This is a genomic window from Paenibacillus aurantius (assembly GCF_032268605.1).
GTDB lineage: Bacteria > Bacillota > Bacilli > Paenibacillales > NBRC-103111 > Paenibacillus_AO > Paenibacillus_AO aurantius.
In genome coordinates this window covers 4,433,851-4,458,260 of record NZ_CP130318.1, presented here as the reverse complement: position 1 = coordinate 4,458,260, position 24,410 = coordinate 4,433,851, and the positions used below count along the sequence as shown (strand labels likewise).

The 24,410-nt window shown below is 56.1% G+C and carries 24 protein-coding genes, 1 pseudogene and 1 riboswitch; of the genes and pseudogenes, 17 read left to right on the top strand and 8 right to left on the bottom strand.

Annotation, left to right across the window (positions count from 1 at the left end):
- The first annotated feature begins 103 nt into the window (after positions 1 to 103).
- The 3 genes from citZ to mdh all read left to right on the top strand — a co-directional run bounded on the left by citZ (position 104) and on the right by mdh (position 3,582).
- Positions 104 to 1,219 carry a citrate synthase gene (gene citZ / locus MJA45_RS20250; protein WP_315603707.1) on the top strand — a complete coding sequence of 372 codons (1,116 nt, stop codon included), beginning with the start codon at positions 104 to 106 and terminating at the stop codon, positions 1,217 to 1,219.
- 100 nt (positions 1,220 to 1,319) lie between these two features.
- Complete coding sequence (gene icd / locus MJA45_RS20245; RefSeq protein ID WP_315603706.1) at positions 1,320 to 2,615, top strand: NADP-dependent isocitrate dehydrogenase; 1,296 nt, start codon at positions 1,320 to 1,322, stop codon at positions 2,613 to 2,615.
- A gap of 25 nt (positions 2,616 to 2,640) precedes the next feature.
- On the top strand, positions 2,641 to 3,582 hold the full coding sequence (mdh, locus tag MJA45_RS20240) for a malate dehydrogenase (RefSeq protein ID WP_315603705.1): 942 nt from the start codon (positions 2,641 to 2,643) through the stop codon (positions 3,580 to 3,582).
- Positions 3,583 to 3,635: 53 nt separating this feature from the next.
- On the opposite strand, the gene MJA45_RS20235 is transcribed toward mdh, so the two are convergent.
- Positions 3,636 to 4,058, bottom strand: a complete 423-nt coding sequence (locus tag MJA45_RS20235) for a glyoxalase superfamily protein (protein WP_315603704.1) — start codon at positions 4,056 to 4,058, stop codon at positions 3,636 to 3,638.
- Positions 4,059 to 4,380: 322 nt separating this feature from the next.
- On the opposite strand from MJA45_RS20235, the gene MJA45_RS20230 reads away from it, so the two are divergent.
- The 7 genes from MJA45_RS20230 (at position 4,381) to MJA45_RS20200 (ending at position 9,183) form a co-directional block, all read left to right on the top strand.
- Positions 4,381 to 5,451: an ABC transporter ATP-binding protein gene (locus tag MJA45_RS20230; RefSeq protein ID WP_315603703.1), complete on the top strand. Its 1,071-nt coding sequence runs from the start codon at positions 4,381 to 4,383 to the stop codon at positions 5,449 to 5,451.
- Positions 5,448 to 6,254 carry an ABC transporter permease gene (locus MJA45_RS20225; protein ID WP_315603702.1) on the top strand — a complete coding sequence of 269 codons (807 nt, stop codon included), beginning with the start codon at positions 5,448 to 5,450 and terminating at the stop codon, positions 6,252 to 6,254. Before MJA45_RS20230 ends, MJA45_RS20225 begins: the two co-directional genes overlap by 4 nt.
- Positions 6,238 to 7,032 carry an ABC transporter permease gene (locus MJA45_RS20220; protein ID WP_315603701.1) on the top strand — a complete coding sequence of 265 codons (795 nt, stop codon included), beginning with the start codon at positions 6,238 to 6,240 and terminating at the stop codon, positions 7,030 to 7,032. The genes MJA45_RS20225 and MJA45_RS20220 overlap by 17 nt, the downstream gene beginning before the upstream one ends.
- A 28-nt stretch (positions 7,033 to 7,060) precedes the next feature.
- Positions 7,061 to 7,654, top strand: a complete 594-nt coding sequence (locus tag MJA45_RS20215; protein ID WP_315603700.1) for a GNAT family N-acetyltransferase — start codon at positions 7,061 to 7,063, stop codon at positions 7,652 to 7,654.
- Positions 7,655 to 7,682: 28 nt separating this feature from the next.
- Positions 7,683 to 8,210, top strand: coding sequence for a GNAT family N-acetyltransferase (locus MJA45_RS20210; protein WP_315603699.1), 528 nt, complete (start codon positions 7,683 to 7,685; stop codon positions 8,208 to 8,210).
- A gap of 17 nt (positions 8,211 to 8,227) precedes the next feature.
- Positions 8,228 to 8,659, top strand: coding sequence for a GNAT family N-acetyltransferase (locus tag MJA45_RS20205; RefSeq protein WP_315603698.1), 432 nt, complete (start codon positions 8,228 to 8,230; stop codon positions 8,657 to 8,659).
- Between the two features lie 98 nt (positions 8,660 to 8,757).
- Entirely contained in the window at positions 8,758 to 9,183 is a 426-nt protein-coding gene (locus MJA45_RS20200; RefSeq protein ID WP_315603697.1) for a hypothetical protein, read from the top strand.
- 536 nt (positions 9,184 to 9,719) lie between these two features.
- Here MJA45_RS20200 and yfbR read toward each other — a convergent pair.
- Positions 9,720 to 10,307: a 5'-deoxynucleotidase gene (gene yfbR, locus MJA45_RS20195; RefSeq protein WP_315603696.1), complete on the bottom strand. Its 588-nt coding sequence runs from the start codon at positions 10,305 to 10,307 to the stop codon at positions 9,720 to 9,722.
- Between the two features lie 135 nt (positions 10,308 to 10,442).
- Positions 10,443 to 11,627 (bottom strand): polysaccharide deacetylase family protein, encoded by a 1,185-nt coding sequence (locus MJA45_RS20190; protein WP_315603695.1) that lies wholly within the window; start codon positions 11,625 to 11,627, stop codon positions 10,443 to 10,445.
- Positions 11,628 to 11,791: 164 nt separating this feature from the next.
- Here MJA45_RS20190 and MJA45_RS20185 point away from each other — a divergent pair, with 164 nt between their 5' ends.
- The 4 genes from MJA45_RS20185 to MJA45_RS20170 all read left to right on the top strand — a co-directional run bounded on the left by MJA45_RS20185 (position 11,792) and on the right by MJA45_RS20170 (position 17,336).
- On the top strand, positions 11,792 to 13,336 hold the full coding sequence (locus tag MJA45_RS20185; protein ID WP_315603694.1) for a fumarate hydratase: 1,545 nt from the start codon (positions 11,792 to 11,794) through the stop codon (positions 13,334 to 13,336).
- Positions 13,337 to 13,546: 210 nt separating this feature from the next.
- Positions 13,547 to 13,677, top strand: a riboswitch (cyclic di-AMP (ydaO/yuaA leader).
- Positions 13,678 to 13,682: 5 nt separating this feature from the next.
- Positions 13,683 to 14,438, top strand: a complete 756-nt coding sequence (locus MJA45_RS20180; RefSeq protein ID WP_315603693.1) for a CAP domain-containing protein — start codon at positions 13,683 to 13,685, stop codon at positions 14,436 to 14,438.
- A 262-nt stretch (positions 14,439 to 14,700) separates the two neighbouring features.
- The gene (pnpS, locus tag MJA45_RS20175) at positions 14,701 to 16,494 is read left to right on the top strand and encodes a two-component system histidine kinase PnpS (protein WP_315603692.1); all 1,794 of its coding nucleotides are present in this window, start codon (positions 14,701 to 14,703) and stop codon (positions 16,492 to 16,494) included.
- A 125-nt stretch (positions 16,495 to 16,619) separates the two neighbouring features.
- The gene (locus MJA45_RS20170; RefSeq protein WP_315603691.1) at positions 16,620 to 17,336 is read left to right on the top strand and encodes a response regulator transcription factor; all 717 of its coding nucleotides are present in this window, start codon (positions 16,620 to 16,622) and stop codon (positions 17,334 to 17,336) included.
- Between the two features lie 80 nt (positions 17,337 to 17,416).
- Here the strand turns inward: MJA45_RS20170 and MJA45_RS20165 are convergent, their stop codons facing one another.
- The gene (locus MJA45_RS20165) at positions 17,417 to 18,295 is read right to left on the bottom strand and encodes an AraC family transcriptional regulator (RefSeq protein ID WP_315603690.1); all 879 of its coding nucleotides are present in this window, start codon (positions 18,293 to 18,295) and stop codon (positions 17,417 to 17,419) included.
- 129 nt (positions 18,296 to 18,424) lie between these two features.
- Between MJA45_RS20165 and MJA45_RS20160 the strand changes: the two genes are divergently transcribed.
- Positions 18,425 to 19,510, top strand: coding sequence for a Gfo/Idh/MocA family protein (locus tag MJA45_RS20160; protein WP_315603689.1), 1,086 nt, complete (start codon positions 18,425 to 18,427; stop codon positions 19,508 to 19,510).
- Between the two features lie 133 nt (positions 19,511 to 19,643).
- Here MJA45_RS20160 and cydS read toward each other — a convergent pair whose 3' ends face one another.
- Genes cydS through MJA45_RS20150 form a run of 3 tightly spaced genes read right to left on the bottom strand, consistent with a single transcriptional unit; the run spans position 19,644 to position 22,118 of the window.
- Positions 19,644 to 19,751: a cytochrome bd oxidase small subunit CydS family protein gene (gene cydS, locus MJA45_RS28670; protein ID WP_407083060.1), complete on the bottom strand. Its 108-nt coding sequence runs from the start codon at positions 19,749 to 19,751 to the stop codon at positions 19,644 to 19,646.
- A gap of 6 nt (positions 19,752 to 19,757) precedes the next feature.
- Positions 19,758 to 20,780: a cytochrome d ubiquinol oxidase subunit II gene (locus MJA45_RS20155; protein WP_315603688.1), complete on the bottom strand. Its 1,023-nt coding sequence runs from the start codon at positions 20,778 to 20,780 to the stop codon at positions 19,758 to 19,760.
- Between the two features lie 3 nt (positions 20,781 to 20,783).
- Entirely contained in the window at positions 20,784 to 22,118 is a 1,335-nt protein-coding gene (locus MJA45_RS20150) for a cytochrome ubiquinol oxidase subunit I (RefSeq protein WP_315603687.1), read from the bottom strand.
- Between the two features lie 380 nt (positions 22,119 to 22,498).
- Between MJA45_RS20150 and MJA45_RS20145 the strand changes: the two genes are divergently transcribed.
- Positions 22,499 to 22,762, top strand: a complete 264-nt coding sequence (locus MJA45_RS20145) for a hypothetical protein (RefSeq protein WP_315603686.1) — start codon at positions 22,499 to 22,501, stop codon at positions 22,760 to 22,762.
- Positions 22,657 to 23,274: pseudogene (locus MJA45_RS20140) on the top strand (glycosyl hydrolase family 95 catalytic domain-containing protein); the annotation flags it as partial. The gene MJA45_RS20145 and the pseudogene MJA45_RS20140, both read left to right, overlap by 106 nt.
- Before the next feature lie 81 nt (positions 23,275 to 23,355).
- On the opposite strand, the gene MJA45_RS20135 reads toward MJA45_RS20140, so the two are convergent.
- Positions 23,356 to 24,390 carry a LacI family DNA-binding transcriptional regulator gene (locus MJA45_RS20135; RefSeq protein WP_315603685.1) on the bottom strand — a complete coding sequence of 345 codons (1,035 nt, stop codon included), beginning with the start codon at positions 24,388 to 24,390 and terminating at the stop codon, positions 23,356 to 23,358.
- Between the last annotated feature and the right edge of the window lie 20 nt (positions 24,391 to 24,410).

Here is a 24,410-nt window from a genome sequence, read left to right as displayed (position 1 = left end):
TGCCGGTTTGGTTCACATCCTTGTAAAAATACTTTATTATTAAGATTAGATCATGTGATAAATGTTATTTATGCCTCAATTTCTATACAAAGGAGAGATGAACATGACAGCAACGAAAGGCTTGGAAGGCATCGTCGCCACCACTTCCTCCGTCAGCTCTATTGTGGACGGCGTGCTGACTTACCGCGGGTACGACATCGACGACCTGGCGGAGAACGCTTCTTTTGAAGAAGTCGCCTATTTGCTGTGGTTCGGCAAGCTTCCTAACGCTTCCGAGCTTGAGCAGCTGAAGAAGGACCTGAATGCGAACGCCTCCGTCCCGGATGCCGTTATTCAGCAGCTGAAGCTGTATCCGAAGAACACCAATTCGATGGCTGCCCTTCGCACGGCTGTTTCGAGCCTGGCCCTCTACGACGAGGAAGCCAACGACATGAGCCGCGAGAGCAATGTCCGCAAGGCGATCAAGCTGCAGGCCCAGCTGCCCGCGATTGTTGCCGCTTTCGCCCGTATCCGCGAGGGCAAAGAGCCGGTGGCTCCGAAAGCCGACGCCGGGTCCATCGCCGAGAATTTCCTCTACATGCTGACCGGGGAGCAGCCGAATAAGATTGCGATCGAAGCGCTGGAGAAGGCCCTCGTGCTTCACGCCGATCATGAGCTGAACGCTTCCACCTTCGCAGCCCGGGTTACCGTGGCTACCCTGTCCGATATCTACTCCGGCGTAACGTCCGCGATCGGTGCTCTGAAAGGGCCCCTGCACGGCGGTGCGAACGAAGCGGTTATGGCCATGCTCGAGGAGATCGGCACGATCGACAACGTGGAGAGCTACGTGCAGAACAAGCTCGCCAACAAAGAGAAGCTGATGGGCTTCGGTCACCGCGTTTACAAGAACGGCGACCCCCGCGCCAAGCATCTTCAGAAGATGTCCCAGGAGCTCGGCAAAATTACGGGCAACCTGAACTGGTACGAAATGTCCATCAAAATCGAAGACATCGTGACCGGACAGAAGGGCCTGAAGCCGAATGTCGACTTCTACTCGGCGTCCGTCTACACATCGCTCGAGATTCCGCGCGACCTGTTCACGCCGATCTTTGCGATTTCCCGGACCTCCGGCTGGACGGCTCACATTCTCGAGCAGTACGAGAACAACCGCCTGATCCGTCCGCGTGCGGAATACACCGGCCCGGCCACCCAGAAATACGTTCCGATCGAGAAGCGCTAATCCGCAGCTTCCCGGTCTTGGTTCAAGCGCCGTCCTTACCGGACGGCTTAGCCGTGTGAACGGCTGTACTTACCTATCATTCTTAAGGAGGATACTTACCATGCCACAATTCGAGAACTACTCCCTGCCAACGGAAGGCGAGAAAATTACGATCGACAACGGCAAGCTGAATGTTCCCAACAACCCGATTATTCCTTTCATCGAAGGGGACGGAACGGGACCCGACATCTGGGCCGCTTCCCAGCGCGTTCTGGACGCAGCTGTAGAGAAAGCCTACAACGGCGAGAAGAAAATCGCCTGGTACGAAGTGTATGCCGGCGAGAAGGCCTTCAACAAATACAACAACTGGCTGCCTAACGACACGCTGACCGCTATGCGCGAATACACGGTTGCCATCAAAGGACCTCTGACGACTCCTATCGGCGGCGGGATCCGTTCCCTGAACGTGGCCCTTCGTCAAGAGCTGGACCTGTACGTCTGCCTGCGTCCGGTTCGTTACTTCGACGGCGTTCCTTCTCCGGTTAAGCGCCCTGAGCTCGTCGACATGGTCATCTTCCGCGAGAACACGGAAGACATCTATGCCGGGATCGAGTACAAGGAAGGCTCCGCCGAAGTAAAGAAAGTGATCGAGTTCCTGCAGCAGGAAATGGGCGCGAACAAAATCCGTTTCCCGGAAACGTCCGGTATCGGCATCAAGCCGGTATCCCGCGAAGGCTCCGAGCGTCTGATCCGCGCAGCGATCGAATATGCGATCAGCCACGGACGCAAGAGCGTAACGCTGGTGCACAAAGGAAACATCATGAAGTTCACCGAAGGAGCGTTCAAGAACTGGGGTTACGAGCTGGCGGAGCGCGAGTTCGGAGACAAGGTGTTCACTTGGGCGCAGTATGACCGCATCAAGGAAGAGCAAGGCACCGAAGCCGCTAACCAGGCTCAGAAGGTGGCCGAAGAAGCCGGCAAAATCGTCGTGAAAGACGCCATCGCCGACATCGCCCTGCAGCAGGTTCTGACCCGTCCGACGGACTTCGACGTTATCGCTACGCTGAACCTGAACGGCGATTACCTGTCTGACGCCCTGGCTGCCCAAGTTGGCGGTATTGGAATCGCACCAGGTGCTAATATTAACTACGTAACCGGCCATGCCATTTTCGAAGCCACCCACGGAACGGCTCCTAAATACGCTGGCAAAGACGTCGTGAACCCGGGATCGGTTATCCTGTCCGGCGTTATGATGCTCGAGCACCTGGGCTGGCAGGAAGCGGCCGACCTCATCTACAAAGGCATGGAAACCGCCATCAACAACAAAACGGTCACTTACGACTTCGCCCGCCTGATGGAAGGCGCAACGGAAGTGAAGTGCTCCGAGTTCGCTAACCAGGTCATCCAAAATATGTAATCCACCATACAGGAGGAGACCCGCCATGGCCATTCGCCGCAAAAAGATTACCGTGGTCGGCGCCGGATTCACCGGTGCCACGACCGCTCTGATGCTTGCCCAGAAGGAACTGGGAGACGTTGTTCTGGTTGATATTCCGCAGCTTGAGAACCCGACCAAAGGGAAGGCTCTCGACATGCTGGAAGCAAGTCCGGTCCAAGGCTTCGACAGCAACATCATCGGGACGTCCAACTACGAAGACACCGCCGGTTCGGACATCGTGATCATCACCGCCGGGATCGCCCGGAAGCCGGGGATGAGCCGCGACGATCTGGTGAACACCAACGCCGGCATCATGAAATCGGTTTGCGGAAACATCGCCAAATACTGCCCGGAGTCCATCGTCATCATCCTCTCCAATCCGGTGGATGCGATGACTTATGTGGCCTTCCAGGCACTGGGCTTCCCGAAGAACCGCGTCATCGGACAATCCGGCGTACTGGATACGGCCCGCTACTGCACGTTCATCGCGCAGGAGCTTAACGTATCCGTCGAGGATGTGCGCGGCTTCGTTCTGGGCGGCCACGGCGACGATATGGTTCCCTTGGTGCGTTACTCCAACGTGGGCGGCATTCCGATCGAGAAGCTGATCCCGGGGGACCGCATTGACGCCATCGTGAAGCGGACCCGTACGGGCGGCGGCGAGATCGTCAACCTGCTCGGCAACGGCAGCGCGTACTATGCTCCGGCGGCGTCCCTCGTTCAGATGACGGAAGCCATCTTGAAGGACAAGAAGCGGATCATCCCTTCGATCGCTCTTCTCCAAGGCGAGTATGGCTACGACAACCTGTTCATGGGGGTGCCGACTCTTCTCGGCGGCGACGGCATCGAGAAAATTTTCGAGCTGGAGCTGACGGCCGAAGAGAAAGCCGCTTTGGACAAGTCCGCGGAATCCGTCCGCAATGTCATCCAAGTGGTGCAGGGCTAAGCCCCCTGCGCCGACAGAAAAAGCTTTCCCCGCGGGGAAAGCTTTTTTGGTTGCTATAAAGTAGCCCGAGGTGTTCTGACCCCATTATATGGCTTCTGCTCCACGGCCTCGAAGAAGACGAGCCGGTTGCCGAACGGGTCGTGGATGGACATTTCCTTCATGTTCCACGGAGTCTTATGGATGCCGGGCCGCGCGTACTTGTAAGCTTTGCCGAGCAGCCGCTTCTGGTAGTCCTCCAGCTTCTCCGTATGGATCCGGACGGCCGCTCCCGGGCAGGCGTCCCCATGATGCTCCGACAGATGAAGCACGCAATCCCCGCGGGACACTTGCCTATACAGCGGCAGTCCCTCTTCAAAACGGTGCTCCCAATCGAGCTGAAATTCCAGGAAGTCGAGATAGAACTCTTTGGCTTTCTCCTCTTGAAACACGCGCAGAATAGGGATGACCGGCGGATAAGCAGCAAGGGAAGTAGACATGGGCGACCTCCTAAAATGTGGATACGTTTATTATAAAACAAGCCCGGCAAAATTGTCCTTTACATGCCGTGTGAGCTTGTGATAGGATAAACGAATTAAGTGGAAGGGCTTCTAGGGAGCCGACGGATCAAGGCGTTACCCCGATGCCGGTAGAGCAGGGGACGCGGTCCGGTCGAACCGAGCGAAGCCGGGCCGTGAGCAACAGCCGTGCCTACACCGTAGGGATAAAAGACCTTCGGCAAGTTCCGCCTTTAACCGGGCGAGCTTGGCGGAGGTCTTTTTTGCTTTACCTAAATAAAGGATGGAAAGGAAGGGAAATCCAGTGCAAACCATACGAGTGGAGGCACTATCCAAGGCGTTTCAAGTGAAACGCAAAACCCCGGGTTTGAGCGGAAGCCTCCGCTCCCTGTTCAAGCCGGACTACACCGTCAAGACGGCGGTGGAGCCGATCGATTTCCGTGTGGAACAGGGGGAGGCGTTGGCTTTCCTTGGCCCGAATGGGGCAGGCAAATCGACGACGATCAAAATGCTCACCGGCATTCTGCACCCGTCCGGCGGAACGGCCGAGGTGCTGGGCTTCTGCCCCTGGAAGGAGCGGAAGCGGCTCGCGTTTCACGTCGGCTCGGTGTTCGGACAGAAGTCGCAGCTGTGGTACCACCTGCCGCCGGTCGACACCTTTGAGCTCATGAGCCGCATTTATGAGCTGGGGCGGGAGGATTTCCGGAAGCGGCGGGACGATCTAATCGAGAGATTCGACCTGGGTCCTTATTTGGCCACTCCTGTTCGGAAGCTCTCCCTGGGCGAACGGATGCGCTGCGAGATTGCAGCGGCTCTTCTTCACCGGCCCAAGGTCGTGTTCCTGGATGAACCGACGATCGGGCTCGACGTCGTGGTGAAGCAGCGGATTCGCGAGTTAATCCGGGAGATGAACCGGGAGGAAGGCGTTACCGTCTTCTTAACGTCCCACGATGCGGGGGATATCGAGCAGCTGTGCAGGCGGGCGATCGTCATCAATCACGGAAGGATTATCCTGGATGACACCGTATCCGGCATGAAGAGGGATTTCCTGACCCGCAAGACTGTTCAGCTTAAGCTGAAAACCGAGCCGGAGCCTTTTTCCTTCGAGGGGGTCGAAGTGTTGAAACAGAAGGGAACGGGGCTGAAGCTGTCCGTGGATACGTCCTGTACCCCGATTGAGACGGTACTGGCCCACTTCGTCCGCACCTACCGGCTCGAAGACGTCACGATCGAGAACCCGCCTATGGAGGAAATCATTACGCAGATCTATGCCCGTACCGGGCAGGCAGGCCGGGAACAGCCGGACCTTCAGACGGCCGGGGGACGGGGACAGGAGAGGAAATGGCCCGCTGGGAAGGGGAGGAAGGAGGCATGACCATGATCGCGCGGAAGGCCGTCAAATATGCCGCCATCGGCAAAATCACCGTCAGAAGCCATCTCGCCTACGTGACGGACTTTCTCGTCCGTTCCCTTTTTCTGCTCATCATCCTGTACATATTCAGCCAGCTGTGGGGAACGACGTTCGCCGGGGAAGGCTCCTCCACCATTGCGGGGTACAGCTTCAAGCAGATCCTCTGGTACCTGATCCTGACGGAATCCATGACCATGGCGTTCCCCAGTCTGGCGAGCCGGATGGAGGAAGAGGTCAAAAGCGGGGATATCGGCTACAAGCTCACCCGCCCGGTCAGCTACCTATCCTTTCAGTACGTGAGCTACCTGGGAGAGGTCTATGTGCGGCTCTTGGTCAACCTGGCCGTTGCCGGACTGCTTGGCTTACTCCTCCTGGGGCCCCCGAGCTTCGGTTGGGGCTGGGCCGGGTTCTTCGCCGCTTCGATCGGAGCGGTCACCGTTAATTTTATGCTTACCCTTATTCTGGCGCTGAGTTCCTTCTGGGTCGAAGAAACGCGGGGACTGGAATTCGTCTACAACAAAATTCTGTTCACCATCGGCGGAATGCTGATGCCGCTTGAGATCTATCCCGAGACGCTCCAGCGGGTATGCGGGTGGCTGCCGTTTCAGACGATCCTGTATTTCCCGGCCCGGACCGCAGTGGCGTTCGACGGGACCGTCCTGGTTAGAATGATCGGCATTCAGGCGGCTTGGATTGCGGGTCTTGGATTGGCCGCCGCCTGGGTTTATGCCAGAGGAGGGAGGAAGCTTCATGTCAACGGCGGGTAACCTGTTACGTTTCGTAAGCGCCTGCTGGAAACTTAATTTGGCGGGAGCCATGGAATTCCGGATGAGCTTCCTGCTGACAGCTGGGATGATGATGATTAACAACGCTGTCTGGATCTTCTACTGGAGCGTGTATTTCCGCCGGTTCCCGGTCGTGAACGGCTGGGAAATGAACGACGTCACGATGATGTGGGCGGTTAGCGCCGGAGGCTTCGGACTGATGGCTGTTTTCTTCGGAAACGTGAACCGGATCTCTAGTATGGTGGCTAACGGACAACTGGACACGTATCTGGCCCAGCCGAAGCCTGTTCTGCTGCACGTGCTGATCAGCCGCATGTCGGTATCGGCCATCGGAGACGTCCTTTTTGCGTTCATTCTTTTTGTTCTATTTGGGGATTTATCCTTCTGGGGGATCGCCAAGTTCGCGCTTGCTCTGCTGATCGCCATGCTGATTTTTCTCTTTTTCTCGCTGACAGCCAATTCCCTGGCTTTCTACATCGGCAGCGCGGATGGACTAAGCTTTCAGCTCTTCCAGGCGCTGCTCGCCTTCTCGACCTATCCGACGGGGATTTTTAAAGGTTGGGGGCGGCTCGTTCTGTTCAGCGTCATTCCGGCGGGCTTCATCAGCTATCTTCCCATTGGGCTTATCCGTTCGGTGGATGTAACGTTCCTTACAGGAGCTGCTGCCGTTTCCTTAGGGCTGGCTGTAGGGGGCACTTGGTTCTTTTATCGCGGGCTGAGAAGGTACAGCTCCGGGAACATGATGGGGATGAGGGCTTAAATTAAGAAAATAGACAGGAGGAAGGACCATGTTCAAGTACAAAGTGGATGACCGGCTTTATCTCGCCCAGCTGGAGACCGGACATGCGGAGGAGCTGTTTCAGCTGACGGTCCGGAACCGGGAGCATTTGGGGGAATGGCTTCCCTTCGCCCATGCGACCCACCGGGTGGAGGATACGCTGGCCTATCTGGAGAGCTGCCGGGTTCGGCATGAAGCGCAGGACGGCTTGTCGGCGGGGATCTGGCGGGAGGGCCAATTGGTGGGCACGATCGGACTTCACGATTATAACCGGGACAACAGGCGGGTGGAAATCGGGTACTGGCTTAGCGAGGATTGCTGCGGGCAGGGGATCATGACCCGGGCGTGCCGGGTTCTCATCAATTATGTGTTCAGCGACCTGGAGTTTAACCGGGTTCAGATTAAGGCGGCGGTGGGGAACCTTCCCAGCCGGGCGATTCCCGAGCGTCTCGGCTTTACGCAGGAAGGGACTCTGCGGGACTATTCCTTCCTGAACGGGCATTACGTGGATATGGCCGTTTACGGGATGCTTAGAAGAGAATGGACCAAGGGAGTCTACAACGGACGTACGGCCAGCGGGACGCAAGAAGGTAAGGTTATCTAATTTGCATCAATTAAGGAGGGAAAGGGAAATGGAAGGCGAGGAGGAACTAAGGCTGATCGAGCCGTCGGCGGACTGGGAGAAGGAATACAAGGAGATGCTGGAGGATTGGCAGCGATCCGGGGAGAAGCGCGTTCCGTTCGTTCTCGACATGGACGCCCGGGATTTTCCCCGGCTGATCCGGGAGCTGGAGAACTCCAGCAGAGGAATCGGGCTTCCCTCCGGATTTGTCGAGCATTCTACTTATTGGCTCGTACGAGGAAGCCGGATCGTGGGCGTCGTCAATCTCCGGCACCGGCTGAACGAGAAGCTGCTCCGGATCGGGGGCCATATCGGCTACGGAATCCGTCCCGGGGAACGACGCAAGGGCTACGCGACCGCGATCCTCACCATGACTCTCCTCAAGGCCCGGGAACGGGGGATTCGGCAGGTGCTGGTTACGTGCGACAAGGACAATACCGGTTCGGCCCGCACCATTCAGAAGAACGGCGGCGTTCTGGAGTCGGAGGCTCGGGAAGGCGAGACCCGCGTGCAAAGGTATTGGATTGAGGTTACCTAGTAGGAGGACGAAGAAACTTGGAAAAGACATGGGGAGACTATGTAATCAGCACGGACAAAGGACGTCTTGACCTGGAGGTGATCCCGGGCTTCCTCGGCCGAAGCTACTGGGCGGCGCATCGACCGGAGGAAACCATCCGGAAGTCGATAGAGGCTTCGTTATGCTACGGGGTGTACGAGGGCTCCCGGCAGGTGGCGTTTGCCCGGGTGGTCACGGATGGGGCGACGATGTACTGGCTGTGCGACGTCTACGTAGCGGAGGAATACCGTGGAAAGGGGATCGGCAAGAGGCTGGTGGAGGCGGTCGTCGCGGATGACCGGCTGGCGGGCTTGAGCGGCTTCCTTGGGACGAAGGACGCTCACGGGCTGTATGAAGCGTACGGCTTCCGCTCCGATCCCGAGAAGCTGATGAGAAGGCGCCCGGAGGCAACGATTCCAACAACTTTGTGAACCGGCGTCTCCCATTACCGGAAAGATTGTTTATCGCTTTCTCCTTACGGTATACTGAGAGGGATTAGACAACCTTTTCAATGAATAGGGGGAAAACCGTGAATCAATTTATTCTGTTTCTGCATTTGCTTAGTGCCGTCGGAATGGGCTTCTATCTGCTGTTTCCGTTCCTGTACGGCCGCGTGGCCTCGCTGTCCGCTGCCGCGAAGGAAGGCTACACGAGCCTGCTCACCGGCGCAAACCGGATCGGCCAGATTCTGCTTGTCGTCCAGTTCTTGACGGGAGGTTACCTGGTCAGCAAGGGCGAGTATTCGGTTCTGTGGATGATTCTGGCTTCGGTGCTGCTGCTCGCGATCGGCGGCATGACCGGTGTGCTGGGGGCGAACCTGAAAAAGCTGAACGCCGCCGTTAAGGGTGGCCAGCCGGCCGGTGCCTATGAAGGCAAGGTCAAGACGTTCGGAGCCTTGAACGCCATTCTGCTTCTGGCCGTTCTGTTCGTCATGAACTACCCGAACTTGTTCTAATTTTAGATTGTTTTAGCTTGGAAAACACCAAAAACCGGAGGGAAGGTCCCTCCGGTTTTTGGTGTTGGGTTGTTGGAGAATAAAGGGGCCGGTAACCGGCCGTTGTTTGTCTTGGGTGGGCCCGGGCTAGTTATTGAGGACAGCCGTAAGGGGGCTTGGGCAGGCCCAGGCGGTCCAGGTGTGCCGCAGACCGTTCTCTGCCAGTAGGCGAGCTGATCATCGAGATCCTTGGCGGCATGCTGCTGAATGATCTCGAGCGACGTCGTGGCGGCGACCTGCGGCAGTCCGTGCGGCTGATGCGAGAGTAACGGCCATAACGACCATTTTCACAGCTTTCAGAGAGCGTTTCGTTTTCATTAGGGTTCTTCCTCCATTAATGAGATGAGTAGGACCTGGCTGCGCGTGCACTCGCAGTCAAGCACATTCCTACCTTTCCTTTTGGAAAGCTGCAGGTTTCGGTACCAGCAACCTCATTATGGAATAATTCGGAAGAACCGGACAGTACTAACTTTTTTTAGTACCTCCCCGGAACAAGCTCAGTCTGCCAGCTCATCCAGCGTCTTCTCCAGACTCGGGGCGAGATGCTCCAGGAAGTAGCGGACCTCCTCCAGGTCCAGCTTCTTCAAGGCCTGCTCAATCTGCCCCTTGGCGACAGCGAACTCCCGGTTGCCCGCCGACAACTCCGTCACGCACTTCAGGTACGCGTCGAGCAAGTCGGCTGCTTTCACGAGCTTCTGAAGCTCCCCATCCGGGGAGCTTTTGGAGCCGAGCAGAGGGCGGTAGCTCTCCTTCAAAGGCTCAGGTACCATGGCCAGGAGCCGTTCGGCGGCCAGCTGCTCGATTCCGCGGAAGCTCGAAAGGATGGTCGGGTTCTGGTGCTTGACTGGGGTTGGGATATCCCCCGTAAACACTTCGGTGGCGTCATGAAAGAGCGCCAGGGTCACGGCTCTGTCCGCATCCAACTTCCGGCCGAACAGGTCGTTGCCGATTGTGCAGAGCACGTGGGCCAGCAGGGCGACATGATAAGAGTGCTCCGCGACATTCTCTTCCACCACGTTGCGCATCAGGCTCCAGCGTTTGATATACCTCAACCGGTACATATAAGCAAAAAAGTGATGATCCATACCAACCTCCGAGAGATAGAATGGGCGGGCGGCGATGAGCCCGCCAAGCCGCATCGCCAGTCCGGGATGCGGCTAAACAGAGCTACCGGATAAGGCGGTCCTGCCTTATCCGGTAGCGTTAACGGTCTATGCGATTTAGCGCTGCCCCTTACGGCCTTCCGCGTCGGAATCGCTTGCGTCCGGAAGCCGGGCCGTGTACAACCGGGTATGGGGATCGGACGAAATGTCGATGCCGAGCAGCTTCTCCAGATCTTCCAGCAGAATGTAGGAACGGCTGCCGACAATCGTCACCGGCTTATCCAGCGTCAAGACACGTTCCCCGCTGACGGCTTCTTGGCTGCCCGGGCGGACCTTCCATTGGATCCCGTTGTAGTGGATAACGGTGCTGCCGTCCGCTTTGTCCTTCGTCAGTTCTCCGCCGACCTGCTCGAGGGTATCCCTCAGCCCGACCATGCTCTTGGCGGGTCGGGGGGCGGTCACCCGCCGCATGATCATGTTATGAAGAGCAAGGGGAGTGATATAGGGACTTCCCGCGTTAATGCGCGGTATTCTTAGCGGGTCCATTCCTTGAGTGGCCATCCGGGGAAGGATGGTGAAGGCGTATTGGATTCCGCCTTCTTTTACCAGCGAGGCGGCGAGTGGATTATAGATCCCGTACGGGTAGGCCATCGCGTCCACCTGATGCGGCGTCAGATCCTTCAGCCGGCCTGTGCAGGCTCGGGTATCGTCCACGATCCGTTTCTTGTATTCGTCCTCCGTCTCCGTCCGGCCGTCCTTCGGAAGCCGGGCGACCAGAAGGGCTTTGCCCTGGTCTCCTTCCGTTTTGCCGTGAAGGCTGTCCGTGTGGCATTGAACCTCGATTCCCGGGGAATGCAAGGTCATGGTCCGGATTTCGTCGCGGTTCAGGAAAGGAATGTTGCCGTCCAGCGGATGATCCAGCGTGCCCGTGATGATGAAATTGACCGCAGGAATGTTCAGCTTGGTCAGAACGGGATAGGCGTTCTGGTAAAATCCCTCGTAGCCGTCGTCAAAGGTAACAAGGACGGCGTTATCCGGCACCGCGGCCCCATTCATGAAATCCTTGAATTCTTGAAGAGAGATGAAATGATAGCCGCGCCCCTTCAAATACGAGAGCTGGCTGCGAAAAAGCTCGGTAGTGATCGTGGCTCCGCTTTGGTCCGTGTCGTGAATGTGATGATACATGAGAACCGCCACCTGGCTGCGGTAAAGCGTTTCGGGCTTAAAAGCACTCAGGCTCGAAACGAGAAAGGTAAGACCGGCGATTGCGATAACCGCGGTTCTCAACAAAAACTTGATCATGCGTAACTGTTCCTCTCCATCCTGCGTTTTGCATTTTCAAACGACGCCGATATGCTATAATTATAGGGATGCGTATCCCGGTATTAGCTTCTAAACGGAACCTAAGCACCGGCGGATTACTAGATTACAGATTGCTGAGCCAATCGAGAGGAGAAGCCCGTTCCATGAAGCATTTTCAAGAGAGCGTTTATAAACTGATCGTGGAAACATCCACTAATCTTCCCGGCGATGTTAGGGAAGCCATTAACCGTGCCAAAGCGCAGGAGGACAGCGGAACCCGTGCCGCCTTATCCCTTTCTACCATTGCCGATAATATCGAAATGGCTGAATGTAACGTGTCCCCGATTTGCCAGGATACCGGCATGCCTACCTTTATTATACATGTCCCGGTTGGTGCTAACCAGATTGTTATGAAAAAACAAATCTTAGAAGCCGTCAGCCAGGCTACGAAGGACAGCAAGCTGCGTCCGAACTCCGTGGACTCCCTGACAGGGGCCAACAGCGGCGACAACCTCGGACCGGGTACACCCGTTATCCATTTCGAGCAGTGGGAACGCAACGAAGTCGACGTCCGCCTTATTCTGAAGGGCGGCGGCTGCGAGAACAAGAACATCCAGTACAGCCTGCCTGCAGAGCTTGAAGGCCTGGGCAAAGCCGGCCGTGACCTGGACGGCATCCGCAAATGCATTCTGCATGCGGTCTACCAGGCCCAGGGGCAGGGCTGCAGTGCCGGCTTCATTGGGGTAGGCATCGGCGGGGACCGCACGACGGGCTACGAGCTCGCCAAGCATCAGCTGTTCCGCCGCACCGACGACGTGAACCCGAACGAGGAGCTTCGCCAGCTCGAGGAGTACGTCCTGGAGAACGCCAACAAGCTAGGCATCGGCACGATGGGCTTCGGCGGGCAAGTGACGCTGCTCGGCTGCAAGGTCGGCGTGATGAACCGCCTGCCGGCCAGCTTCTTCGTCTCCGTCGCTTACAACTGCTGGGCATACCGCCGGCAGGGAGTTCTTCTCGATCCGGAAACCGGGGAAATCCGGGAATGGATCTACAACAGCAGCACAGGAGAGAAGGTAGCCGTTAGGGACGAAGCGGAAGTGGCGGCTGCGGCCGGCCAGCCGGAGCGCCGCGAGATCGTGCTTCAGACGCCGATTACAGAAGAACAGGTCCGCGAGCTTCGTGTTGGGGACGTCGTCGTCATCAACGGGATGATGCACACCGGGCGCGATGCGCTGCACAAGTATTTGATGGACCACGATTCCCCCGTGGACCTGAACGGCTCGGTCATTTATCACTGCGGACCGGTCATGAGCAAGGACGAGCAGGGAGAATGGCACGTCAAGGCGGCCGGCCCGACGACGAGCATCCGGGAGGAGCCTTACCAAGGCGACATCCTGAAGAAATTCGGCATCCGCGCGGTCATCGGCAAGGGCGGCATGGGCGCCAAAACGCTTAAAGCCCTCCAGGAGCACGGAGCCGTTTATTTGAACGCTATCGGCGGCGCCGCCCAGTACTATGCCCGCTGCCTGAAGAAGGTCGAGGGAGTGGACTTCATGGAATTCGGGGTGCCGGAAGCGATGTGGCACCTTCAGACGGAAGGCTTCGCCGCGATCGTGACCATGGATTCCCATGGCAACAGCCTTCACGCCGACGTGGAGAAGCATTCACTTGAGAAGCTATCTGAGCTTAAGGAGCCGGTTTTCCAGTAATAAGAATTGGGTAGGGACCATCTGCGCGGCAGATGGTCTTTTTATCGTTGGAGGATTCGTCTTCGTTATCAAGGGTGTCGACGGTTCCTGAATAAGGTAGATAAGGCGCGAAATCGGGAGGAAGTGGGTGGATTAGCTATCCTGTTCTCTAGTAAATCCATAATTTGTAGGATGATAGACAGGAAGGGATTATGGTAACCTGATGGGGCTTACAAATTTAGGCCGAAGCCCCTTAAGGGGCGCGGGGGAACCACAACTGGGGTGAAACCACGTCAAGTGGTCGGGCAACTCTCTGATCCCGAACCCGACAGCTAACCTCGCAGGCTGCAAAGGGAGGATTATTGCATTGAAGCATGTTTTTAAGAAAGTAGTCATGACAGGTGTTATTGCTCTTACGCCTCTTCTCTCGGTAGGGGCTGCACATGCCGAAGGGGCCACCCCGGCGGGTAACGATTATCAATCGTTATATACATTTCTTCAGAAAAGCGGGTTTACGTTTAAAGGGGTCGAACAGCTTAAGCCGCTGTTTGATAACGGCCAAGCCTTCTGGCAAGGTTACGTCGTAACCGTACCCGGCGTTCCGTCCGCTCCGGCAGCCCCAACGCCAGAGCCGGTTAAGCCGACACCAGCTCCGGCAGCCCCAACGCCAGAGCCGGTTAAGCCAACACCAGCTCCGGTAGCCCCAACGCCAGAACCGGTTAAGCCGACACCGGCACCAGCCGCACCGACAACGGCTTCCCAGTTTGCCTCCGAAGTCGTCAACCTGGTGAACCAGGAACGGGCCAAAGCCGGGCTTAAGCCGCTTTCCGTAAGTAGCGCTCTATCGGCCATGGCGAAGGATAAAGCGGTCGACATGTACAACAAAAATTACTTCGACCACAACTCGCCGACCTACGGTTCGCCTTTTGACATGATGCGCAGCTACGGCATTTCTTACTCCTATGCGGGAGAGAATATCGCCAAAGGGCAGCGTACTCCGCAAGAGGTGATGAACGCGTGGATGAACAGTGACGGTCACCGCAAAAATATTCTCAACCCTAACTTCACGACGATCGGCGTCGCGTACTACAACGGGGAATGGGTACAGGAATTTATCGGCTAAGGTTAATCTTCTTGGACTTATCGGGCTCTCCAGCCGCCATCGGCGGCTTGGGGGGCTTTTTTATTGGACAGGGGTTCTTACGGTAGGATTCCCTGGTGCCGAAGAGGTATCCCTTCTGGCACCTTCTTTACATAATCTTTAGAAAGCGGGCACACGATAGACGAACGAACGCCTTTCTTTTCACGGAAAACCGTATTACCATGGGTAGTGATACGCGCAAGAGGCGCCAACCGCCTCCTGCGTCGAAGGAAGGGGAACCCCATTGGAGAAATTTCGCGTTAGGCTTACTCTGCTATTCGTTGCTTTGATCGGGATGTCCGTGCTCGTCGCCGGATTGTTTACGGGACAGCTGCTGAAAAGAAGCTACATCGATGCCCTGCAGACGAATATGGAACGGGAAATCGCCGTCATTCTGGCTTCCGGGGAATGGACAAGAACGGGGAGCATACCCGACTTAATGAAGGTTTACAGCGACAAAGTTCACTATTACAAGGAAGCCGCGGGGGCACGAATAACGTATATAGCGGCCGATGGAACGGTCCTGGGCGATTCGGATCACGACCCCGCCACGATGGACAACCATTTGGGGCGCGAAGAGATCCAGGATGCCGCCCAGGGGACCATCGGGTTCTCCACGCGGCACAGCGATACGATTGGACAAAATATGCTGTACGCCGCTAAGGCCGTCAAGCAGAACGGGCAGACGATCGCCTATATCCGGCTTGCCATGTCGCTGGAGCAGGTGGAGGAGTCCATCGATAAGCTTTGGCGCTTCCTGCTGTTCGGACTCGCCATTCTGTTCCTGATCGCGGTCATGGTCAGCTTCCGGATCGCTTATAACCTCACGCGGCCGCTCGAAACGATCGCCCAGGTGGCACAGCAGATCACGAACCGCAATTACAAGTACCGGGTGAGCGCATCACGGCGGAACGAAGTCGGCCGGCTGGGAGAGGCGATCAACACGATGGCCGACAGCCTCGAGGTTCAGATGAAGCAAATCTCGGAGAACGAACGAAGGCTGAAGAACGTTCTGGATAACATGATGAGCGGAGTGCTCATGATCGACCGCAGCCATACAATTGTTCTGCTTAACCGGGCGGCGGAGGATTTACTGGGCTTCACCTCGGAAGAACTGCTCGGCAAGCCTTACGAGGCCGCTAACCGGCAGGTTGAATTTTCCCAGATGATCCGCGAATGCATGGAGACCCGGGAGTACGTCCGGGATGAAGTGGTGTTCTATTATCCCGAGGAGCGAATTCTGGAGATTAACCTTAATCCGCTGTATGGGGCAAACGGAGAATGGTCCGGCGTCCTGATCGTGCTGCACAACATAACGGCGGTTCGCCGTCTCGAACGGATGAGAAGCGAGTTCGTGGCCAACGTCTCGCATGAGCTGAAGACACCGGTAACGGCCGTCAAAGGCTTTGCCGAAACGCTGCTTGCCGGCGCCATGAACGATCCCGAAACCGCAAAGTCTTTCCTGCAGATCATCTATGAAGAGAGTGACCGTTTGAACCGGCTGATCGGGGATATTCTGGAGCTTTCCAAAATCGAATCGAAACGGATCCCGCTTCATTTCTCTCCGGTCGAACTGAAGGAGTTTATCGAGAAGACGGTGCATGTCATGAAAGCCCAGGCGGACAAGAAGAAGATCACCCTGGAGCTCGAAGCCGGAGAGGATCTGTATCTGGAAGCCGACGAGGACCGGCTTCGCCAGATCGTCATCAACCTGCTTTCCAATGGAATCGCTTATACACCGGAGGGCGGCAAGGTGAAGGTCAGCGTGGAACCGCTTGTGGCCGCCTCAGGGGAAGAAGAGAAGATCCGCCTGACCATCTCCGATACCGGAATGGGCATCCCGAAGAAGGATCTCCCCCGGATCTTTGAGCGCTTCTACCGGGTGGACAAAGCCAGATCCCGCAGCTCGGGCGGAACGGGGCTGGGGCTGTCCATCGTGAAACATCTGGTGGAGCTTCACCACGGCACCATTGCCGTAGAAAGTGAAGTCGGCTTGGGCTCGCGGTTTATCATTGAAATCCCGGTTCTTCACCCTTAACCGGGTTTGGGACGGCCCGGCCGGTTTTAACATTCCGTTAACATTTGCTTTACATGATCTTTACGCATACGTGCTAGAATAGAGAGGCCGGACCTTTGACTTTCTTATCAACTGGGGGGATGCCCATGCCGCATACCATTCTAATTATCGAAGACGAGCCGACGCTTGCCCGTCTTCTGTCCTATAACTTGACGCAGGAGGGCTATGAGATTCAAGTGGCCGAGCATGGGGGAGACGGGCTTCAGACAGCCCTCCAGCAGCCTTTTGACCTTATCATTCTCGACATCATGCTTCCGGGGATGAACGGCTTCGAAATTTTGGCGAAGCTCCGCCAGAAGGGCGTGAAGACGCCTGTCATCATCCTGACGGCACGAAATGCCGAGGAAGAGGTTGTTCAAGGGCTCAAATACGGGGCCGACGATTACATGACGAAGCCTTTCGGGGTAGCGGAGCTGCTCGCCCGCGTGACAGCCGTGTTAAGGCGGACCCAGCCCGGCGAGGCGATGACCGACCGGAGCCCGGAGGGCGAGAAGGTCTTTACGGTCGGGGATCTGAGAATCTACCCGGACAAGTATGAAGTTCTTCTGAACGGAGAGTCCATTCCCCTGCGGCCGAAGGAATTCGAGGTGCTTCTCTACCTCGTCCAACGACCGGGAGTGGTGGTGACGAGGGACGACCTGATGAATGTCGTATGGGGCTTTGATTACATAGGCGGCCAGAGAACCGTCGACGTTCATGTCAGCTCCCTTCGCAAGAAGCTGGAGATGAACCAGGATACCGTTCAGATCGACTCGATCCGGGGGGTCGGCTACAAGCTGGTTTCGACCCAGCGGACCAAATAAGCCCTTACCCGGCCGGAGAGGGCAGGTAAGGGCTTAACAGTCGGGGGGCAGGAGGGCTGGTCCGTCTACTCGGCCGGCACTTAAGAGGGCTCCTGCGACCATTCCAGCATCTTCTTGCGGTATTCGTTCGGAGAGCAGTCGTTGTATTTCTTGAACAGCTTGTAGAAGTGAGCCATGTTGGGCATTCCGATTTCTTCGCCGATCTGGGCGACACTCATATCCTTCGTCAGCAGAAAACGCTCCGCGCGTTTTATTTTTTTGTAATTGACATATTCGAGAAACGACATGCCGATCGCTTTTTTGAAATATTTCACGAAGTAGTAGTAGCTGATGTTCGCGACCTTGCTTGCCTCTTCAACCTGAATCTTATGAGAAAGATTCTCGTCGATATAATCGAGCACCGGCTTCAGCCGGATAAGGTCCGCGTTGTCCCGCCTGTGCATCAGCTTCCGGGAATCGTGGCGGATCAGGCACAGGATGATCTTCTTGATCAGCATGCTGACCGCGATCTCGTAGCCCTCCTGCTTGGCCTGGGACTCCTTGAAGATCTCCTGAACACAGTCGTACACTTCGCGGCGGACGGCTTCGTTTTCCTTGAAAATATAGTTCAACCGGCTGAGGGGAAAGCCCGGTTCGAAGAAAAAGCGGAAGTATGGAAGGACGCTCTGGTCCATGTAGTGCTGGATGTCAAACTGAAACACATAATACTTCGAAGCTTCGGACAGCGTGCGGTCCCGGTGAAGCTGCGAGGAGCCGACCAGAGCCAGCTCGCCCGGCTTCAGCTGATAGAATTCGTCCTCGACATGGACCTCGATATGGCCTTCCTGAACGGCGTAAAACTCCAGCTCTTTATGATAATGCCAGCGTCCGAGCTGCTCTTCCCGGTGCCGGTGAGCTTCGAATATTTTGAGGGACAATAAAGGGTTTTCATATTGAATGTTCTCATTGAAGAATTCCACGGAAGGCTTCCTCCCAAATGCCAAAATTACATACAAGGACAACCAGAATAAACATTTCCTTTTGGAATACGTAGGTCTATACTATATTCTAGTATCATTTGCTCCATAATTCAAAGGAGGATTTATTCCATGTCGAAGAAGCTTAAAATCGCAATCATTGGCTGCGGAGGCATCGCCAATGGAAAGCACATGCCGAGCTTGTCCAAATTGGACAATATCGAGCTCGTTGCTTTCTGCGATATCATCGTAGAAAAAGCTCAAGCTGCTGCAGAGAAATATGGTGCAGAAGGCGCTAAAGTGTACGAAGACTACAAAGAGCTTCTGCAGGACAAATCCATTGATGTCGTTCACGTTTGTACGCCGAACGATTCCCATGCCGAGATCTCCATCGCCGCCCTGGAATCCGACAAGCATGTTATGTGTGAGAAGCCGATGGCCAAAACGGCTGCCGACGCCCGCCGCATGCTCGAAGCAGCCAAGCGCTCCGGCAAGAAGCTGACGATCGGCTACAACAACCGCTTCCGTAATGATTCCCAGCATCTTAAGAAGGTTTGCGAAAGCGGAGACCTGGGTGAAATTTACTTCGCCAAGGCTCACGCCATCCGCCGCCGCGCCGTTCCGACCTGGGGCGTATTCCTCGATGAAGAGAAGCAGGGCGGAGGTCCGCTCATCGACATCGGAACCCATGCCCTTGACCTGGCTTTGTGGATGGTTGACAACTACAAGCCGAAGGTCGTTCTGGGAACCTCCTACCATAAGCTGTCCCAGCGCGAGAACGCGGCCAACGCTTGGGGTCCTTGGGATCCGAAGAAGTTTACGGTTGAGGATTCCGCTTTCGGTATGATCACCATGGAGAACGGGGCGACCATTATCCTCGAATCCTCCTGGGCCCTGAACACCCTCGATGTGAAAGAAGCCAAGGTTACGCTTTGCGGAACCGAAGGCGGCGCGGACATGGAGAACAACTCCCTGCGCTTCAACGGGGAAGAGCACAGCCGTCTGTATTCCCGTGAAGTGAACCTGAAGTCCGGCGGAGTAGCCTTCTACAGCGGCAAAACCGAGAGCGATGCCGACCTGGAAGCCCGTCTGTGGATCGAAGCGATTCTGAACGACACCGATCCGGTTGTTCTTCCGGAGCAGGCTCTGGTCGTTTCCGAAATTCTCGAAGCCATTTACGAGTCCAGCCGTACCGGCAAGGCCGTATACTTCAGCTAATTGTAGGACCAACTAATCAAAGGCAGCCCTTCGTCATCTGGTATGACGAGGAGGCTGCCTTTTTTGTTCGTTGTGAGAGCGGGAGGGTTCCACTCTTCATGGCACCGGCCGGCCCGCCGGTTCAGGCGATCCTTTAGCGGGAGCCGTTGTCGCTCTTCCGGCGGCCCGTCAAGAAGAACAGGACGGCGATCGAGAAGACGACGATAAGGGGCGGGGCGATCATAATCAGAAAATGCTCCATGGGACGTCATCCTTTCTTATTTGTTCCTTGCACATACCGGCTGTCGAAGAGGAACAGGCGCATAAGCAGGTAGAGCGACGGAATCAGAAGGAGCAGGCCCGCCACAAAAGCAACGATCAGGGCGATGGCCATCGTTTCGCTCGTAAAGCTGTCGTACAGCTGAACATAAGGGTACAGAATGTAGGGCAGGTGAGCCGCCCCGTAGCCGAAGAAGGCAAAAGCGAACTGCAGCATGACGCAGAGAAAGGCAAGGCCGTAATGCCGGTTCCGCCAAATCAGGTACAGCCCTATGAGGAAGAACAGGAACGAAAGCACGAACATCCAGCTCAGGTCAACCATCCGGTTGAAGTGGACCGGATTGTGGTGATCAATCGCGAAGAACACCAGCAGGGAAGCGAGAATCGTCGGGCCGCTCCAAGCGAGCGCATATCGCCGCACTATCCTCAGGGCGGGGCGATCGCCGGCGCGGTTCGCATAGAAGGCGAGGAACGCAGCCGAGATGTACAGCACGCTGACCAGCGCCAGAAGGACGACGGCCCAGGAATAAGGGCTGCGGAACAGCTCGCCGTACAGGAAGTGAACCTTGCCGCCGGTCACTTCGATGAAGCCGCCTTCGGATATGGTAAGCACCGTGGAAAGGGCTGCCGGGATGAGGAGGCCGCTTGCTCCGTACAGAAGCAGATACAGCCTGCTGTCCTTGCTGCCGTAGTTGCCGAAGGCATAGTACGAGCCGCGGATAGCGAGCAGGATCACGGCGATGCTGCCCGGAATGAGCAGGGCCGTTCCAAAATAATAGGCTGAATCCGGGAAGAAGCCGACCAGCCCCACGAAGAAGAAGACGAGGAAGACGTTCGTCACTTCCCAGACGGGGGAAAGGTAACGCTCGATGATGCCCTGGATGAGATGCCTTTTGCCGGTGAGGACACTGTAGTAGCTGAAGAAGCCCGCCCCAAAATCGATAGAGGCCACAATGACATACCCGTACAGAAAAATCCAAAGCACCGTAATGCCCAGCAGTTCGTAGCTCATCGGTTATTCGCTCCTTTCCATGTCGGCGAGCTCCTGCTCGGCCGGTTTGTTGCGGAACAAGCGGCCGAGCACCTTGGTGCAGGTGAAGGCGAGAAGGGCGTACAGCAGCAGGAACAGCACCAGCATAAGGCCTACATGCTCCGAGGTGGTGGCTCCCTCCGCCGTTTTCATATAGCCGCGAAGAATCCAGGGCTGCCGCCCGATTTCGGCGTAGATCCAGCCGAATTCAATGGCGAGCAGGGAAAGCGGACCGCCGGCCGCTATCAGCCTCAGGAGCAGCCGGTTGTGGGGATTCCCGCGCTTGCGCCAGACGGCGAGCCAGTACCAGCCGGAGACGACAATGAGCAGAATGCCAATGGAAACCATCCCGTCAAACAAGTAATGAACGAAGAGCGGGGGACGTTCGTCCTCGGGAATTTCATTCAGCCCCTTCACCTCGCTGCCGGGAGTTCCATGAGCGAGTATGCTTAAGGCGTAGGGGATTTTGATGCCGAAACGGACCTCGTTGTTCTCATCGAGAAAGCCGCCCAATATAAGAGGCGCATGCGTCTGCGTTTCAAAATGCCATTCGGCCGCCGCCAGCTTCTCGGGCTGGTACTTGGCCAGGAATTTGCCCGACAGATCGCCAACCAAAGCGGTGGCGAGCGAGAAGACAAGAGCCGCCGTCATCGTCAGTTTGAGGGCTTTATAATAGTAGACGTGCGTCCGTTTCTTCAGAAGCGAGAAGGCGGCGATCGCAGCCAGAACGAAGGCGCAGGTCATGTACGCTGAAGTGAGTACATGGGAAACCTCGGTCGGTGTGGCCGGATTAAACATGGCCTTGATCGGATCGATATCGGTAATCCGGTTTCCCTCAAGGGTAAATCCTTGAGGGGTATTCATAAACGCATTGACCATCGTAATGAAAACGGCGGAGAAGGAAGATCCGATCACGACCGGTATGACGAGCAGAAAATGGGTATACCTGGAGCGGAACCGGTCCCAGGTGTACAGGTAGATGCCGAGAAAGATGGCTTCGAAGAAGAAGGCGAAGGTCTCCATAAACAGCGGCAGGGAGATAGCTTGACCAGCGACCCGCATGAAGCTGGGCCAAAGCAGGCTGAGCTGAACGCCGATGCTCGTTCCGGTCACTACCCCGACGGCAACGGTAATGACGAAGCCGCGCGCCCACCGCCGGGCGAGCAGGAAATAGTGGGGATCCTTCCGGCGGATGCCGGTCCATTCGGCCAGGGCAATCATCAGCGGAACGCCGACCCCGATCGTCGCGAAGATGATGTGAAAGCCTAGCGTCAGCGCCGTCAGGATACGGCTGAAAAGCACGGGATCATTCGGAAACATAGGACGACCTCCAACCTTATGGATTCTCTAATCTAGCGCGCAAAAAAAAGCCTAACGTAAACCATTAACCTTAAGGATACCGGAATAAACTTCCTGTCTTCATTATATCGCAAGGTATGTGATTATTTTCACATAATTGTGATCGATCGGTGGCGATTGTATGACGGAATGATGGAATCCAAATTAGAGAAACGGCCTATCCTATATGGGCGGAAGCTAGCAGAAAGGCCGGTCCCACCCAGCGGACTTCACTATTTTCCACTCCTTATATAAATCTCGCACATAATTTCTGAGCGTTGTGAAAGCGTTATCTTTGGTGATACATTGGTCACTAGCAAGTTGTTCCACTCCAACCATCCAAGTCGAAAGGGGGGATCCTGATGGAAAGAGCCGTTCGCTCCGTCGTCACTTCTCCGGTTAAGAGCCGGGCTTGGCGCGTGATTCGAAAGGACTTTGCCAAGAACAAATATCTCTATCTGCTGTCGATCGCAGGCATCCTGTACTATCTTATTTTTAAGTACATCCCGATTTACGGAGGGAGGCGGAGCCCGGGCATCGGCATATTTCGCATCTGTTCGCTCTTCATCCCGGTACCCGAATCAGTCCGGCCTCGACACCGCAGCTTGCCGCCGCGGCCAAGGTAACCTTGCAGCAAAGGCTCCAAAATGGAGGAGGCCATACCGGCTGGAGCCGGGCGTGGATCATCAATTTCTGGGCGAGGCTCCTGGAGGGGGACGAAGCCCTTCATCACATCGAGGAGCTGCTGCGTCACTCCACGCTGCCTAATCTGTTCGACAATCATCCTCCTTTCCAGATCGACGGCAATTTTGGGGGAACGGCCGGAATCGCCGAAATGCTGCTGCAAAGCCACCGCGGAGAGCTGCATGTGCTGCCTGCCCTTCCATCCAGCTGGAAGAAGGGGGCGGTTCGCGGCTTGCGGGCGAGAGGCGGGTATACGGTCGATATCGAATGGCAGGAGGGGCGGCTTATGCAGGCAGCCGTTACGGCCGACGGGGAAGGGACATGCCGGCTTCGTCTGCAGCAGGCCGAATCGCGGAAGATCGTCGAGCCGGACGGCCGTCCGGCTGCCTTTCGGAGGGAAGGGGAAATTCTCGAGGTCTTCCTTCTTCCTAACCAAACGGTTCTGATCCAATGATATCCCCATGCTTTCCTTAAGGGAGTGGACTTGTCCGCTCTCTTTTTCTAAGTCATGTGGGATAGGGATTGCTTAATTGGCCTATAGCTTCCGGCATGAGTTTCGGATCACCAGACGGGTATCGAGCCAGATCTTGCTTTTTACCAGCTCCGTTCCTTCCGTGCCCGCCATCAGCTTGGCTACGGCCAACTCGGCGATTTTCAGCTTCTCGACATGCACCGTGGTCAATTCGGGAGTAACGATCATCGCTTCCTGAATATTGTCAAAGCCAACGACCGAGATATCGTCGGGAACGCGTAGTCCCGCTTCATAAAGGGTCTTCATCGCGCTTATGGCCATATAATCGCATTCGCAGAATAAAGCGGTCGGCCAATCGCCCTTCAAGCAGAGGAGGCGGTTCTTCAGCTCTTCCTGAGAGGTGACGACCGTCGGCGACACGGTGAAAAGATGCTTGCCCGGCAGGAGGACCCCCGCTTCCGAAAGCGCTTGAAGAAAGCCTTGCTTGCGGGAGTCGAAGTTGTACATCCGCGCGTTGGACTGCACGTAGCCGATTTTGCGGTGACCGAGCTCCAGTAAATAGCTCCCGGCCTGATAGGCGCCCATCCTGTTGTTCATCACAATAAAGTTGGCGTCCATCGTCTCCAGGCAGGTATCGATGACGACCAGATTCGGCTGCATGCTCTCCACCAATTCAATCTGCTTCCGGGAAAGGTTCGTGCCGAGAAGCAGGATGCCGTTCGATTTATGCCCGGATTCCAGCTCTTCGATGGCCTCTTCGAACCGGTCATAGGGAACCGAGGAGAAGAACAGGGAATACCCGCCGGCCCGGCACTGCTCCTCTATGTGGCGAATAAGCTCCATGAAGAAAGGCTGCTGGTTATAGTGGTTCGAAACAATGCCGGAATCGGTGCAGGCCACGAAACGCAGAGTAGGAGCAAGGCCATACACTTGCTCCGCTTTGACCATGGCGCGGGGCAAATAGCCGGTTTCTTTAACGATGGTCAAAATTTTGGCGCGGGTTTCCTCGCTTATTCCCGGCTTCCCGCTAAGGGCCAAAGAAACAGCGGCGATCGACACATTAGCCATTTTGGCGATATCGCTCATTCTTATTTTCAATATGCGGCTCCTCTAAAGAT

Bases quoted from the DNA above. Each gene is read 5' to 3' on its own strand.
- citZ (WP_315603707.1), top strand. From the start codon at position 104: ATGACAGCAACGAAAGGCTTGGAAGGCATCGTCGCCACCACTTCCTCC.
- icd (WP_315603706.1), top strand. From the start codon at position 1,320: ATGCCACAATTCGAGAACTACTCCCTGCCAACGGAAGGCGAGAAAATT.
- mdh (WP_315603705.1), top strand. From the start codon at position 2,641: ATGGCCATTCGCCGCAAAAAGATTACCGTGGTCGGCGCCGGATTCACC.
- MJA45_RS20235 (WP_315603704.1), bottom strand. From the start codon at position 4,058: ATGTCTACTTCCCTTGCTGCTTATCCGCCGGTCATCCCTATTCTGCGC.
- MJA45_RS20225 (WP_315603702.1), top strand. From the start codon at position 5,448: ATGACCATGATCGCGCGGAAGGCCGTCAAATATGCCGCCATCGGCAAA.
- MJA45_RS20220 (WP_315603701.1), top strand. From the start codon at position 6,238: ATGTCAACGGCGGGTAACCTGTTACGTTTCGTAAGCGCCTGCTGGAAA.
- MJA45_RS20215 (WP_315603700.1), top strand. From the start codon at position 7,061: ATGTTCAAGTACAAAGTGGATGACCGGCTTTATCTCGCCCAGCTGGAG.
- MJA45_RS20210 (WP_315603699.1), top strand. From the start codon at position 7,683: ATGGAAGGCGAGGAGGAACTAAGGCTGATCGAGCCGTCGGCGGACTGG.
- yfbR (WP_315603696.1), bottom strand. From the start codon at position 10,307: ATGGATCATCACTTTTTTGCTTATATGTACCGGTTGAGGTATATCAAA.
- MJA45_RS20190 (WP_315603695.1), bottom strand. From the start codon at position 11,627: ATGATCAAGTTTTTGTTGAGAACCGCGGTTATCGCAATCGCCGGTCTT.
- MJA45_RS20185 (WP_315603694.1), top strand. From the start codon at position 11,792: ATGAAGCATTTTCAAGAGAGCGTTTATAAACTGATCGTGGAAACATCC.
- MJA45_RS20170 (WP_315603691.1), top strand. From the start codon at position 16,620: ATGCCGCATACCATTCTAATTATCGAAGACGAGCCGACGCTTGCCCGT.
- MJA45_RS20160 (WP_315603689.1), top strand. From the start codon at position 18,425: ATGTCGAAGAAGCTTAAAATCGCAATCATTGGCTGCGGAGGCATCGCC.
- cydS (WP_407083060.1), bottom strand. From the start codon at position 19,751: ATGGAGCATTTTCTGATTATGATCGCCCCGCCCCTTATCGTCGTCTTC.
- MJA45_RS20155 (WP_315603688.1), bottom strand. From the start codon at position 20,780: ATGAGCTACGAACTGCTGGGCATTACGGTGCTTTGGATTTTTCTGTAC.
- MJA45_RS20150 (WP_315603687.1), bottom strand. From the start codon at position 22,118: ATGTTTCCGAATGATCCCGTGCTTTTCAGCCGTATCCTGACGGCGCTG.
- MJA45_RS20145 (WP_315603686.1), top strand. From the start codon at position 22,499: ATGGAAAGAGCCGTTCGCTCCGTCGTCACTTCTCCGGTTAAGAGCCGG.